This window comes from Paucilactobacillus nenjiangensis, assembly GCF_008632615.1.
Lineage (GTDB): Bacteria > Bacillota > Bacilli > Lactobacillales > Lactobacillaceae > Paucilactobacillus > Paucilactobacillus nenjiangensis.
The window spans coordinates 1158258-1171900 of sequence record NZ_CP043939.1 but is presented as its reverse complement, the minus strand read 5'-3'; the positions used below and the strand labels follow the sequence as shown (position 1 = coordinate 1171900).

The 13643-nt window shown below is 37.5% G+C and carries 15 protein-coding genes; 13 read left to right on the top strand and 2 right to left on the bottom strand.

Annotated elements, in window-relative coordinates; all coding sequences use genetic code 11:
* Positions 1–305 precede the first annotated feature (305 nt).
* The gene (locus F0161_RS05970) at positions 306–581 is read left to right on the top strand and encodes an HU family DNA-binding protein (protein ID WP_137601315.1); all 276 of its coding nucleotides are present in this window, start codon (positions 306–308) and stop codon (positions 579–581) included.
* A gap of 139 nt (positions 582–720) precedes the next feature.
* Entirely contained in the window at positions 721–1980 is a 1260-nt protein-coding gene (locus F0161_RS05965) for a tetratricopeptide repeat protein (RefSeq protein ID WP_150204008.1), read from the top strand.
* 105 nt (positions 1981–2085) lie between these two features.
* Here F0161_RS05965 and F0161_RS05960 read toward each other — a convergent pair whose 3' ends face one another.
* Positions 2086–2916 carry a site-specific integrase gene (locus F0161_RS05960; protein ID WP_170175898.1) on the bottom strand — a complete coding sequence of 277 codons (831 nt, stop codon included), beginning with the start codon at positions 2914–2916 and terminating at the stop codon, positions 2086–2088.
* Positions 2917–3079: 163 nt separating this feature from the next.
* On the opposite strand from F0161_RS05960, the gene dapB reads away from it, so the two are divergent.
* From dapB to F0161_RS05935, 5 genes are all read left to right on the top strand, one after another.
* Positions 3080–3850, top strand: a complete 771-nt coding sequence (gene dapB / locus F0161_RS05955; protein ID WP_150204007.1) for a 4-hydroxy-tetrahydrodipicolinate reductase — start codon at positions 3080–3082, stop codon at positions 3848–3850.
* Positions 3847–5061 (top strand): CCA tRNA nucleotidyltransferase, encoded by a 1215-nt coding sequence (locus F0161_RS05950; RefSeq protein WP_150204006.1) that lies wholly within the window; start codon positions 3847–3849, stop codon positions 5059–5061. The genes dapB and F0161_RS05950 overlap by 4 nt, the downstream gene beginning before the upstream one ends.
* Before the next feature lies 1 nt (position 5062).
* Entirely contained in the window at positions 5063–6946 is a 1884-nt protein-coding gene (locus F0161_RS05945; RefSeq protein ID WP_150204005.1) for an ABC-F family ATP-binding cassette domain-containing protein, read from the top strand.
* A gap of 20 nt (positions 6947–6966) precedes the next feature.
* Positions 6967–7929, top strand: coding sequence for a thymidylate synthase (locus tag F0161_RS05940; protein ID WP_137601321.1), 963 nt, complete (start codon positions 6967–6969; stop codon positions 7927–7929).
* Positions 7930–7996: 67 nt separating this feature from the next.
* Entirely contained in the window at positions 7997–8479 is a 483-nt protein-coding gene (locus tag F0161_RS05935) for a dihydrofolate reductase (protein ID WP_137601322.1), read from the top strand.
* Here F0161_RS05935 and trhA read toward each other — a convergent pair.
* A complete protein-coding gene (gene trhA, locus F0161_RS05930; protein WP_137601323.1) occupies positions 8476–9111 on the bottom strand; it encodes a PAQR family membrane homeostasis protein TrhA in 636 nt (211 codons plus the stop codon). The genes F0161_RS05935 and trhA overlap by 4 nt on opposite strands.
* A 172-nt stretch (positions 9112–9283) precedes the next feature.
* Here trhA and F0161_RS05925 point away from each other — a divergent pair, with 172 nt between their 5' ends.
* The 6 genes from F0161_RS05925 to F0161_RS05900 all read left to right on the top strand — a co-directional run bounded on the left by F0161_RS05925 (position 9284) and on the right by F0161_RS05900 (position 13634).
* Positions 9284–10126 carry a DegV family protein gene (locus tag F0161_RS05925; RefSeq protein ID WP_150204004.1) on the top strand — a complete coding sequence of 281 codons (843 nt, stop codon included), beginning with the start codon at positions 9284–9286 and terminating at the stop codon, positions 10124–10126.
* Between the two features lie 88 nt (positions 10127–10214).
* Positions 10215–11141 carry an SGNH/GDSL hydrolase family protein gene (locus F0161_RS05920; RefSeq protein ID WP_225423075.1) on the top strand — a complete coding sequence of 309 codons (927 nt, stop codon included), beginning with the start codon at positions 10215–10217 and terminating at the stop codon, positions 11139–11141.
* Between the two features lie 11 nt (positions 11142–11152).
* Positions 11153–11761: a YpmS family protein gene (locus tag F0161_RS05915; protein ID WP_150204003.1), complete on the top strand. Its 609-nt coding sequence runs from the start codon at positions 11153–11155 to the stop codon at positions 11759–11761.
* A gap of 9 nt (positions 11762–11770) precedes the next feature.
* On the top strand, positions 11771–11992 hold the full coding sequence (locus F0161_RS05910; RefSeq protein WP_137601326.1) for a YozE family protein: 222 nt from the start codon (positions 11771–11773) through the stop codon (positions 11990–11992).
* A gap of 9 nt (positions 11993–12001) precedes the next feature.
* Entirely contained in the window at positions 12002–12886 is an 885-nt protein-coding gene (gene ylqF, locus F0161_RS05905) for a ribosome biogenesis GTPase YlqF (RefSeq protein ID WP_150204002.1), read from the top strand.
* The gene (locus tag F0161_RS05900) at positions 12870–13634 is read left to right on the top strand and encodes a ribonuclease HII (RefSeq protein ID WP_404825378.1); all 765 of its coding nucleotides are present in this window, start codon (positions 12870–12872) and stop codon (positions 13632–13634) included. Before ylqF ends, F0161_RS05900 begins: the two co-directional genes overlap by 17 nt.
* Positions 13635–13643: the final 9 nt, after the last annotated feature.

The window sequence follows — 13643 nt, the reverse complement described above, 5'->3', positions numbered from 1 at the left end:
AAAAATTTTTAATAAAGTAGGAAACTTATAAACGTTGAAAGACTGGCGTGTATACCAATTTAAACGTACAAAAAAGTACTTTTTTGTTACATTTCAATTAAAAATGGTTAACTTCCTTAATTTTTCGACGTTTTTAATAAAAAAAGACACTAAAACCCTTGCCAGTATTGATTTCGTATGATAATCTAGTCATTGAAATAAAGTGCGGTTACCCGTTTTTGTTTCGTTGGTTTTGGACCACTCAAAATCAACATGCAATATAGATGATCCTTATGTCTATAATTTTGGTTGGGAGGTGAAATTACATGGCAAACAAAGCAGAATTAGTTAACGATGTTGCTGCTGCAACTGGTTTAACAAAGAAGGACGCAACTGCAGCAGTAGATGCTGTATTTGGTTCAGTTCAATCATCTTTAGCTAAAGGTGAAAAGGTTCAATTAATCGGCTTCGGTAACTTCGAAGTACGTGAACGTGCTGCACGTAAAGGACGCAATCCTCAAACTGGGGAAGAAATCCAAATCCCTGCAAGCAAGGTTCCAGCATTCAAGCCAGGTAAGGCTTTAAAGGACGCTGTTAAATAGTATTTAACAACTTCAATGCTGCCAGTATGAATTTATTCATGCTGGTTTTTTTGTGTTTTTGATTTGATAAAAAGTGAATTTAACTGCATGAACGCAGATAGTTTGGTATGATTGTTCAGGTTGGAAAGGTGGAAACAAAATGAGTTATTCAGAAACAATGTTAGATCAGTTGAGCGGTGGTCAATTAGATGACGCCAAAAAATCGTTTGCTTTAGCCTTGAGAAACGATGACGATGATACTTTATATAGTCTTGCTGAAGAATTATATGGACTTGGTTTTTTGAACCAATCTAGAAGAACATATTTAAAATTATTAGAAAAATATCCTGATGAGGATCAATTAAGAACAGCGTTAGCTGATATTGCCATTGATGAAGGGGAAAGCGATGAAGCTTTATCTTATCTAGATCAAATCAATGAAGATTCACCAGCTTACTTGGAATCATTATTAGTGGCAGCTGATTTATACCAAACACAAGAGTTATTTGAAGTTTCAGAACGTAAGTTGCTAAATGCGTATGAAATTGCCCCGGATGAACCCGTCGTCTTATTTGCCTTGGCAGAATTTTATTACATGATGGGACAATATGAGCAAGCCATTCCGTATTATTTTGACTTGATTAAATCAGGTGAAACTACCTTTGCACAAGTTGACTTAGCCGGTAGAATTGGTACCGCAGAAGCTCAACGTGGCCATTTTGAACAAGCACTAGGGTATTTGGAACAGGTTAAACCAGAGTTTCAAACGAGTGACGTTAAGTTTCAAACCGGTTTTACTCAATTACAATTAAAGCAAACCAAAGATGCTATTGAAACCTTGGAAAATTTGCGTGAAGAAGACCCACAGTACGCCACACTATATCAGCCCTTAGCTAAGGCTTATCAACAAGATAATGATGAGGAGCAGGCGCTACAGACGCTCAAAGAAGGTATGGGAGTCGATGAGTATAATGAAAACTTGTACGAATATGCCGCTGGCGTTGCGAGTCACTTGGATGAGGAGCAATTGGTTGGTGAATATTTGTTAGATGCTTATCAAATTAATCCAGAGAACTTATCAATTGTCTTGAAATATAGCAATTGGCTCTTGAAACAAAATCAGTACTCCGCCAATGTGGAGTTGTTGAAACCAATTATTGAACAAGATGAAGTTGATCCACAAATGTATTGGAATTTAGCTATTTCTTACCAACATACAGAAAAATTAGAGTTAGCTGGTCAGTATTTTGAAGCCGCACAACCATTTTTCACCGATCAACCAGATTTCTTGAGACAGGCGACCTACTATTATCGAGAAATGGGTCAATTTGACCAGATGTTAGAGACGTTAAGAAAATATGTAGCCTTAGTCCCAGACGATGCTGAGATGGCCTTAATGTTGGAAGATTACGAGATATAAGCGATCTAAGTTGATTGCTGGAACTGATTATTAAAAATGTTCAAACATGAAAGGAACCGTAATACAAAAAGTTATTTTGTATTACGGTTCCTTTTCCTGACTGGATTATAGATTTTGTTGTGATAAATGTTTGTAGTACGCCAACGAAGACGGGTCCAATTTTAACTGCTCCATTAAAACAGAGTCCGGTTGGTCGTTGAGCTTTATTAATTGTTGTAACAAGTACGACTGATGTAGTTTCTTAGGACTTAAGTCAAGTGCAAGATACTGTTCATCTTTACTTAAATATTTGTGGAGACCAGCATTTGAAAGTAGTGGTTGTGATAAATTAACTCGTTGTTTTAAAAATAAGTCACGTGAATTTTGTCGTTGTTGGATTGGCTTGATAAACGAGTTAAAACCTTGTATAAAGGCTTGCTCGATTGGATCAGTCACGGATAATCGATTGAACTCTTGATAAAATCCGGGCTGCATAAATTCCTGTATGGTATATCCTTTAGAACTTAATAACAACACCATTTTGGTATATACATGAATTTGATGGTCTTGTAAAATTTCTGATAGCATTGTTAACCATTTTGTTGAATGACTGATATTCACTTGTTTGGTTTGTCCATGCAAATTGAGGGTGGGCAATTGTGTCGATAGGTCATGACTAAATAAAAAATTAAAGTAATGATTTAGTTGCGATAGTAATTTATTGTAACTTCCATTAGTAATAGACTGTTGTTCTTGCAGGTTGGCGAGATAGTTAGATACATCACGGTCAAAAATATTATTGACTGAAGGATCTTGTGCAAAACCTGGATTAAATTCTGTGAGAAAATTGAAAAAATTAACGATAGTTTGGCTATAAGTAATTTGAGTTGAGGTAGCCAGTTCGGTCGTTTTCAAATACATTTCATATTGTAATTGGAACGGATATTGGGAAGTCAAAAGCATCACTCCTTAAATTAGTAAACCGTAAAAAGTTACTTTAACTATAACGTAAAAAACAACTCGCTGCAAACCCCGCAGCGAAAGACCACAATAGACCGTTTAATTCGACGGAAAAATCTGTTAAGATTGATAGAGAATTTATTTGAATGGAGAGAAGATTATGACAAAAGTAATTATTGCTGGTTATGCAGGTAAAATGGGGCAAAATGCAGTTAAAATGGTTCAAGATCGTGATGATTTTGATTTGGTTGCAGTCTATGGACAGCCTGGACAATCATCTGCGACTCCGTTAGCCGATAATACAAAGGTATTTGACAAGCTTGATGACATTGATGTGGATGCTGACGTATGGGTTGATTTTACAATTCCAGCGACTGTCTTTGAAAACACTAAGTTTGCAATTGAACATAACTACTCTCCAGTTGTCGGGACAACCGGCTTGAAAGATGATCAGATTACAGAGCTACAAGCATTGGCAGCTAACAAACAATTGGGTGGATTAATCGCACCTAATTTTGGAATTAGTGCCGTCTTGTTGATGCAATTTGCTCAACAAGCAGCTAAATACATGCCTGATGTTGAAATTATTGAAATGCACCACGATCAAAAACTTGATGCACCAAGTGGTACTGCATTGAACACTGCTAAGCTGATTAGTAAAGTCAGAAAACCACACAAACAAGGTAATCCTGATGAAAAAGAAACTATTCCTGGTGTCCGCGGTGGAACATATGACGGAATTCCAATTCATGCTGTCCGGTTACCTGGATTAGTGGCTCATGAACAAGTGATGTTTGGCTCAACTGGTGAAGGCTTGACCATTCGCCAAGACAGTTTTGACCGCGTTTCATTTATGAGTGGAGTTGCTGTGGCAGTTGAAAAAATTTCAGCAGAAAAAGAATTATTTGTAGGTCTTGAAAATATTTTATGATAATTAAAAATTTACCAACTGAATTTGAACAAGCTCGGCCCATCATGCAGGCAATCGAATCTGCTGGTTTTGAGGCTTATTTTGTTGGCGGCAGTGTGCGAGATACAATTTTAAACAAGCCCATTCATGATGTTGACATCGCAACCAGTGCATATCCTGAAGAAATAAAAAAGATTTTCAAACGAACCGTGGATACTGGCATTGAACATGGGACGGTAATGATTTTAGATCACGGAGAAGGTTACGAAACAACTACATTTCGGACCGAAAGCGGCTATCAAGATTTCAGGCGACCAGACGAAGTAACTTTTGTCCGATCTTTATCGGAAGATTTACAACGTCGTGACTTTACCATCAATGCCCTAGCGATGAAAGAAACTGGTGAAATTATTGATTTGTTCGATGGATTACGGGATTTAGACAATCAGCTGATTCGTACAGTTGGTGAAGCCTATGAACGTTTTCATGAAGATGCGCTAAGAATGATGCGTGCCGTCCGCTTTGCTAGTCAATTAAATTTTAAAATTGATTCAGCCACGTTGACTGGAATTGAAGAAAATTCTGCATTATTGGAAAAAATTGCAGTGGAGCGAATTCGAGTTGAATTAGAAAAAATGTTTATGGGTCAGACGGTTCAAGCTGGTCTGGATGCGTTTATCGATACTGATTTGTACAGATACTGCCCAGGAATGGATATCTATCGTACTGAGCTGCAGTCATTAACTGAATCAGAGTTACCTAGTCTGGATAGTGATACAGAAGTTTGGACGTTTATCACGTATTTATTTGGACTACAAAATGGAAGCAGCACTCATTTCTTAAAAACTTGGAAAACGTCAAATCAAATTATTACTGATGTATTGAAAATTCAAAAAGTAATAGAGGCCATATTGGCAGAACAATTAACCCCAAAAGTAGTTTATGATGCTGGACTTGAACGCGCATTATCTGCTCAAAAGATTGCGATTTTCTTTGGTGGTACGATTAAGAACGATGAAATTAAAAATATTTATCAAAATTTACCCATAAAAAATAAAAGTGACTTAAATATTGATGGTGGCCAATTAATTAAAGTGGCACACATCAAACCAGGACCATTGCTTGGCAAAGTTTTGTTTGCAATTGAAAATCAAGTAGTTAATGGGGACTTAGCAAATAAGCAAGAAGAACTGGTTAGTTTTGCCACACAGATGGTAACAGAAGAGGGATAGCATGCAGACTTTTAGAGCAGATGATTTAACCAGTACGTATGGTGAGAAAACATTATTTGAAAAAATATCATTTTTAATCAATGAAAATGATCGAATTGGACTCATTGGAACAAATGGATCAGGTAAAACGTCATTATTGAACGTTATCAGTGGCCAAGTGGGTGCTGAAGCTGGTCAAATTACGACTCCGAATGATTATTCAATCGGTTATTTAAAGCAACAACCAGAACTTGATGAGAGTTTAACTATTTTAGATGCCATTTTTTCTGGTGCTCAAAAAGTTTTTGCAACAATCCGTCTGTATGAAGCAGCTTTGGAGGAATATAGCCAAAATCCTGAAGATGAGGGTGCTGTCGATCGTTTTACACGTGCTCAGGCTCAAATGGATGCTCAAGATGCTTGGACGGCTGAGAGCGAAGTAAAAACGATTTTAACGCAACTCAAGATTACGAACTTAAATCAAAAAATTTCAACTTTATCTGGTGGTCAAAAAAAGCGGGTTGGCTTTGCACAAATTTTGATTGAAGCACCTGACTTGTTATTATTGGACGAACCGACCAACCACTTAGATTTAGAATCGATTGTTTGGCTACAGTCATATTTGAAATCGTATCGTGGAGCAGTTATTATCGTCACACATGATCGTTATTTTTTGGATGAAGTTGCTAATCAAATTTGGGAACTTTCATTTGGGGCACTTTACAAATATTCTGGTAACTATCAAAGTTTTGTGGCTCAAAAAGCAGAGCGGGTTGCTCGTGAAGCCGAACAAGAACATAAGCAGACCCAGTTGTATCAAAAAGAATTGGCGTGGATGCGCACTGGTGCGAAAGCTCGTTCAACTAAGCAAAAGGGTCGTATCAATCATTTTAATGAGTTACAAGATTCAATTGGTAACGTGCAAACTGATGAAAATATCGCCATTGATTTGGGACAACAACGATTGGGTAAAGATGTCATTGAAATCACCAATGGCGGTCTGACCCTTGGCAACCATAAAATTTTAGACGACTTTAATCTTTTGGTTCAAGCCGGCGACCGAATTGGAATTACCGGAGAAAACGGTACTGGTAAATCAAGCCTGCTTAACGTATTAGCTGGTAAATTGCCGCTTGATTCAGGGGTGGTTAAAATTGGTGAGACCGTCAAGTTGGGTTATTACACGCAACAAACTGAACCAATTGATGGTGATAAACGAATGCTCAGTTACTTGAGTGATGTGGCAGAAACCGTAACTGATTCAAACGGGGATTCCGTGAGTTCCACACAATTATTGGAAAGATTCCTATTTCCAAGATTTATGCACGGTACATTAATTCGGAAACTCTCCGGTGGAGAAAAGCGACGTTTGTTTTTACTAAAGATTTTAATGTCACAACCCAATGTGTTGCTTCTTGACGAACCAACCAATGATTTAGACATTGGAACGTTAACGATTTTGGAAGATTATTTAGATACTTTTGCAGGGACAGTCATCACTGTTTCCCATGATCGTTATTTCTTAGATAAAGTAGCTGACCGGCTGATGGTCTTTAGTGGACAAGGTCAAATTGATAGCTATAATGGTTTGTATACTGATTACTTGGCCAAACAAAATGAGACTGTCGCTGCTCCAGAAAAAGTGAAGCCAGCAACTTCTCAATCTGAAGAAAAGCCAACTGAAAAGAAGAAAAAGTTGACCTATTCTGAACAAAAAGAATGGGAAACAATTGAAACTGAAATTGAAGAACTTGATGAAAAGCAAACTGACTTGAAACGACTGATGGAAGAAAATGGTGCTGACTATTCGAAACTATCAGAATATCAAGAAGAATTAACTAAAGTTTCGAAACTAGCTGATGAAAAGATGGCTCGTTGGGAATACTTAAGTGAATATGCCGAGTAAGGTAATAGGGGGAAACTTTGATGACCACGACAACTGGTGAAGAACAATATCTGCAATTAGCAAAAGACGTTTTAGATCATGGCAACAAGAAGACTGACCGTACTGGTACCGGAACCCATTCATTATTTGGATACCAAATGCGTTTTGATTTATCACAAGGTTTTCCATTGTTAACGACGAAGAAAGTTCCCTTTGGATTAATCAAAAGTGAATTACTTTGGTTTTTGCGTGGCGACACTAACATTCGTTTCTTGTTAGAACATAAAAATCACATTTGGGACGAATGGGCCTTTGAAAAGTGGGTTAATAGTGATGAATACGATGGTCCTGACATGACTGATTTTGGTTTGCGTGCTGAAGAAGATGCAGAGTTTAAGGCAGTTTATTTAGATCAAAAAAAGCAATTTTGTAATCGTATTTTAGAAGATGATCAATTCTCACAAAAATATGGAGATTTAGGACTGGTCTATGGTAGCCAATGGCGTGATTGGAAGAAGAGTAATGGCGATTCTATTGATCAGATTCAAAATGTGGTTGATCAAATCAAAAATACTCCAGATTCTCGCCGGATGATTGTGACAGCTTGGAATCCAGAGGATGTACCAACTGTTGCGCTACCACCATGTCACACGATGTTTCAATTTTATGTTGCTGATGGAAAATTGAGTTGTCAATTATATCAACGTAGTGGTGATATCTTCCTTGGTGTGCCATTTAATATTGCTAGCTACGCATTATTAACGCATTTGATTGCTAAACAATGTGGAATTGAAGTGGGCGAATTCGTTCATACATTAGGTGATGCCCATATTTATAACAACCATATTGATCAAATCGAAACACAATTAGCTAGAACTCCTAAAAATGCACCAACATTGATTTTACCGGATGAAATTGGTCCTTTAGACCAACTTGATATTGATGATATTAAGTTAGAAGGATACAATCCTGAACCAGCTATCAAAGCTCCGGTTGCAGTTTAACAAAACAACAATAAGGTAGTCGACAATCAATTTGTGGCTATTTTTTTTAAAATAATGGAGGTTCAATATGATTAGTTTTATTTGGGCGGAAGATTTGGATGGTTACATTGGAAAAAATAATACGATGCCATGGCATTTACCAGCAGATTTAAAGCATTTTAAAGCCTTAACGGTCGAAAAAACGATTGTCATGGGAACAAACACCTACTTATCACTGGGCAAGCCATTGCCAAATCGCCGTAATATCGTAGTTTCTCATTCTTTAGAAAAACAAGCAGGTATTGAAATTGTTCGCAGTATTGAAGAGTTGGCGGACAAACTTGAAGATGTCGATGGAGAAATTGTGATTATTGGTGGCGCCAAAATATTTGCGGAGACGTTACCGCTAGTTAATCGCTTATATCGAACTGTCATTAAGGACCATTTTAATGGCGATACAAAAATAATCGCCATCGATTATAATCAATGGCGATTAATTCAGAGTGAATCTTTTGAACCTGATGAAAAAAATAAGTACTCTTATGACTTTGAAACTTGGGAAAAACTTTAAACGTAAAATAAGATTGAAAAGTACATGGTTGCTGACCCTCCAAGTACGAAGAAGTGCCAGATTAAATGCGAATACGCATTTGGTTTCAAATAAACTAACGCACCAAGTGTATATAAGACACCACCAGCAAGTAACAAGTAAAATCCAACTGGTGATAATGAGTCCCAGAGTGGTTTGAAGGCAAACACACACATCCAACCCATCACGATGTAGATGACGGTTGAAATTACGCTGGCCTTATTTAACCAAATACTTTTATAAACGACACCGGCAATCGCCATTGCCCAGATAATGCCAAACAATGTCCAACCAGCCCAGCCACCAATTGTTACCAGACAATAAGGGGTGTAGGTACCCGCAATTAATAGAAAAATCATTGAATGATCGAACACTTGAAACAAGTGATAGGCACGAGTAAAGACCAGTGAATGAAATAGGGTTGACGATAGATAAAATAGAACTAGGATACTGCCGTAGATTGAAAAGGTTACGATTCTCATTGGGCTACCTGTATGAGCTGCCCGAATGACTAACAATACCAAACCTGCAATGGCTAAAGCTGCGCCAATGCCGTGAGTGACTGAATTTATCACCTCAATGATGATTGTTTTTTTTGTTTTGGTCGGTTGCATAATTTTCCCTCCAGAAAATAGTTAATTGAAATGAAATCAGTTGTGAATTCTGCTATAATTTACGGTGTTGAATAAATATTTACAAATAAAGTTGCACAAACTAGCTTATCTGGTTTATCATACTAGATAAACTATAACACATAATACATTTGTAAGAAAGAGTGGTCAAGTCATGTCTAAAATTAAAATCGTCACTGACTCATCTGCCGGTTTAACTGAGGATGAAATAAAAAAATATGATATTACGATTGTACCTTTATCTGTAATGATTGACGGAACAATTTATGTGGAGCGTGAAACAATTTCCGCAGAAGAATTTCCAGATATGATGAGTGCTGCTAAATCGTTACCAAAAACTTCACAACCTCCAATTGGTAAATTCGTGGACGTCTTTGATCGTTTAGGTCAAGATGGAAGTGAAGTGCTTTGTGTCAATATGATGGAATCAATCAGTGGGACTGTACATGCGGCTGAACAAGCTGCTGCCATGAGTTCAACAAAAGTGACAGTAATTGACAGTCAAGAAACAGACCGTGGTTTAGCCTTCCAAATTATTGAAGCTGCTGAATTAATTGAAAAGGGAGCTGAAGTGCCTGAAATTCTCACAAAACTAGAACACGTGCGTGATAACAGCAAAATCTATCTTGCCATCATGAACTTAAATAATTTAGTTGCTGGTGGACGGATTAGCCGTTTTTCAGGTGCCTTATCAAACTTGTTAAATATCAAGTTAATGCTTGAAGTTGCCAAGGGACAAATTGAAATTCGTCTGAAAGGACGAGGCATGAAACCAATCAATAAGTTTTTAGATGATGTTTATCAACAAATGGCATCAGGTAAGAAAATTAAAGGTATTGGGATTTCTCATGTTCGCGGTGGAGCCGAAGTCGATAAGATGAAAGCTAAGTTGTCAGAATTGTTCCCTGATATTGAAATCGTTGAAAGAACAACGGTTCCAATTATTGCAACACATACCGGTATGGGAGCATACTGTTTGTTGTATTATACTGAATAAGTTAAGATTGTGAGGCTGGCACAAACCTAGGTTTGTTCAGCCTTTTATTGATTATTTATGAAATAGGAAGAAAAAAGGGGGAAGAATAGTGAAAAAGCGTGGCTGGATTGTATCAATTCTAGTTATTTTGGTTTTAGCAATTGGCGGAATTGCATACATGCAAATCACAAAACATGACTCGAATACCCCGGTAACTCAGCAAACTAAGGCTGATTCTAAACAAACGAAAAGTTCCATTAATTTGGTAGCGTTAGGTGATTCCTTGACCCAAGGAGTTGGTGATCAGTCTAAAAATGGTGGTTATGTTGGCATTATCAAGGATAAACTCGCTTCGACTTATGATATTAAGGTACATACCAGTAACTATGGCGTTTCAGGAGACCGGTCAGATCAAATTCTGACACGGTTGGACAAAAGTACAAAATTTCAAAATAACCTCAAGTCCGCGGACGTCATCGTGATGACTGTTGGTGGTAACGATTTATTGCAGCTATTACAAAAAGTTGCATTTGCCAGTTCAACTTCTGAGATCACTTCAAGTTTGAATTCAGGCTCAAAGACTTATGATAAAAAATTGAATCAGTTATTAACTCAAGTACGTAAATATAATACGGATGCTCCAATATTCCTATTTAGTATTTATAATCCATTCTATGTATACTTTGCTCATGTTGATTCTTTGACGGATTCGGTTCATGAGTGGAACGACACCAGCAAAGAGACACTTTCAAAATATGGACCAGCATACTTTGTAGATGTTGATAACCTGATGTCACACGGGCAGTATACAACTAAGGCGGAACAAGCTAAACTTGCTAAGGAAGACGCTGCGACTAATAGCCAAAATAAACTGACGCAAAAAGTAACTTCAAAAATCATGTCAGAAAGCGATAAAAACCTGAACAAATATATTTCGACAGATGACAATTTCCATCCAAATCATCTAGGATATGAAAAAATGAGTGATAAACTATTAAGTGTAATGAAAACCAATAATAGTTGGTTGAATAAGTAGATGGGAGCACCATGGCAGACTCGAGAAAGAATCAGAATTTAAAAAAACGTGAACGCAATATGTGGAAGTGGGCATTTGGCTGTGTCACGGCACTAATTGTCATTTTAATTGTGTTCGTGATGTATCAAGTTACCGCCCCAGTAGAGAATGCGAACGAATCTAGTGCATTGGCGACAAACGAAACGACCTTTGAAGTTAAATTGAATTCCACTCAGGTTAATGCGTTGGCGGATAACTATTTAACAAGACTGCAAGACAAACAACATTATAACTTTGTTGTTGGTGAAAAATATGCCACCGTTTCGGGTAGCAGTAAGTTTTTAGGTGCCAAAGTCGCCTTTGCGGTTAATTTTGTGCCAATTCGTCAAAAAAATGGAAATGTCTTGCTGAAAGCTAAGGGTATGTCTGTTGGACGCCTAAATTTGCCAGTTACGTACGTTTTAGGGTACATTAATAAGCATAATAAATTACCAGAGTGGGTAACGATTAATCAGCGTAAAAAGACGGTTTTATTGGATATAAACAAATATAGTAAAAAACAGTCGGTGCATTATGCTGCTAAAAAGATAGATTTACCTAATAAAGAATTTATTTTTACGATAACCATCCCCAAACAATAGGAGAATCAAATGCGACTAAGTTTCTATCAGTTTTTAATGACACAACGCAATCCAGATGGTGCAGATGAGGTTGAACAGTTCGCCAATAATGCATTTTTTGATACTTTGTTTCCCAAACAGTCTCAGGATTTTGATGAAGTGTCACATTACCTGGAAGACAATGCACGCTATTTACCATCAATGACCATCTTTGATGAAGCGTGGAAATTATATTTAGAGAAAATGAATTAGGAGAATAATATGCGTGTTATACAATGGTTCCCAGGACACATGGCAAAAGCCTTGCGTCAAATTCGAGAACAAATGCCGTTGGTTGATATTGTGTTTGAATTAATTGATGCCAGAGTGCCATATTCATCGCAAAATCCAGAAGTTAAAAAAGCGATGGGGGATAAGCCTCATTTGTTAATCATGACTAAACTAGATTTGGCTGATCCGAAAGTAATTGCAGATTGGATTAAGTATTTTGAAGCAGAGGGTCAACCGGTGCTAGCTTTAGATTCTCGCGAACACAACGTGGCTAAAATTGTCACCCGCAAAAGCCAGGAAGTGTTGCGTGATAAATTAGCACTTCAAAAGCAAAAAGGTATGCAAGATAGAGCCATTCGCGCCATGTGTGTTGGGGTCCCTAACGTTGGTAAATCGACGTTGCTCAATCATTTAGTTCAAAAAAATGTGGCTAGTACAGGTAATCGGCCAGGGGTCACAACTGGTCAGCAATGGTTACGGTCGACCGATGAGCTGGAACTCTTAGATACCCCAGGAGTGCTGTGGCCTAAGTTCCAGACACAACTGATTGGTAAAAAAATGGCCTTATCCGGTGCAATCAAGGATACACTTTATGCCAAGGATGACATTGGATTATATGCTATTGAGCATTTACGGAAGACTAATCCAGATGCATTAGTAGAACGTTATCACTTGAATGATTCAGATGTTGATGAATCAGTGTCAGATGCTGACGTGTTATTAACGATTACAAGCAAGCTCGGATTTAAAGACGATTATGATCGTGCTAGTGAACGAATTATTTTTGATTTACGTAAAGGTAAATTAGGACGATTCACTCTAGAAACTCCGGCTGAAATTAAAGAGGAAATTAATCAAATTGACGCTGACAATTAGTGAAGTTAAAACACAATTGAAGTCACTTAATCATTTAGATGATCCATTAGTGGCAGAGCTCAGAACTGATACACGTAAGGGCGTTCAAAGTGCATTAGTGGCGTTTGAAAAACGAATTCAAAAACAAATTATCGCCAAGGAAGCATTCGAAAAACGATTTAAGTATGAAAAATCATTTTGGTCGACAGGGAATCAATATGTTGCCGGCATGGATGAAGTGGGTCGTGGCCCTTTAGCGGGACCGGTAGTGACTGCTGCAGTTATTTTAGATGAAAGTTTTGATTTAATCGGTGTAACTGACTCGAAACTACTGACGGCGAATGAGCGAGAACATTTGTATTTGAAAATTATTGAGGAAGCCATTGAAGTCAATATCTGCGTCAAAGATCGTGATTTCATTGATCAACACAATATTTACCATGCTACTCAATTAGCGATGATTGAAACTATTCAAGGACTTCAGCATCAACCAACACAAATTATTGTCGATGCCGTTCCGCTAGATTTGAATATTCCTCAAACAACACTGATTAAAGGTGATCAAAAAAGTATTAGTGTCGCCGCTGCCAGTATTGTTGCCAAAGAATATCGTGACCATTTGATGGATACATATGACAAATTTTATCCAGGTTATGACTTTGCGCATAATAAAGGTTATGGCACGGCTAAACACTTAGCTGGATTGAAACAACTCGGAATAACGCCTATTCATCGGATGTCATTTTCACCGGTTCCAGAATATAAATAATGTATTTTG

Excerpts from the sequence above, each read along its gene's own strand:
- F0161_RS05970 (WP_137601315.1), top strand. The coding sequence starts at position 306 with ATGGCAAACAAAGCAGAATTAGTTAACGATGTTGCTGCTGCAACTGGT.
- F0161_RS05965 (WP_150204008.1), top strand. The coding sequence starts at position 721 with ATGAGTTATTCAGAAACAATGTTAGATCAGTTGAGCGGTGGTCAATTA.
- dapB (WP_150204007.1), top strand. The coding sequence starts at position 3,080 with ATGACAAAAGTAATTATTGCTGGTTATGCAGGTAAAATGGGGCAAAAT.
- F0161_RS05950 (WP_150204006.1), top strand. The coding sequence starts at position 3,847 with ATGATAATTAAAAATTTACCAACTGAATTTGAACAAGCTCGGCCCATC.
- F0161_RS05945 (WP_150204005.1), top strand. The coding sequence starts at position 5,063 with ATGCAGACTTTTAGAGCAGATGATTTAACCAGTACGTATGGTGAGAAA.
- F0161_RS05940 (WP_137601321.1), top strand. The coding sequence starts at position 6,967 with ATGACCACGACAACTGGTGAAGAACAATATCTGCAATTAGCAAAAGAC.
- F0161_RS05935 (WP_137601322.1), top strand. The coding sequence starts at position 7,997 with ATGATTAGTTTTATTTGGGCGGAAGATTTGGATGGTTACATTGGAAAA.
- trhA (WP_137601323.1), bottom strand. The coding sequence starts at position 9,111 with ATGCAACCGACCAAAACAAAAAAAACAATCATCATTGAGGTGATAAAT.
- F0161_RS05925 (WP_150204004.1), top strand. The coding sequence starts at position 9,284 with ATGTCTAAAATTAAAATCGTCACTGACTCATCTGCCGGTTTAACTGAG.
- F0161_RS05915 (WP_150204003.1), top strand. The coding sequence starts at position 11,153 with ATGGCAGACTCGAGAAAGAATCAGAATTTAAAAAAACGTGAACGCAAT.
- F0161_RS05910 (WP_137601326.1), top strand. The coding sequence starts at position 11,771 with ATGCGACTAAGTTTCTATCAGTTTTTAATGACACAACGCAATCCAGAT.
- ylqF (WP_150204002.1), top strand. The coding sequence starts at position 12,002 with ATGCGTGTTATACAATGGTTCCCAGGACACATGGCAAAAGCCTTGCGT.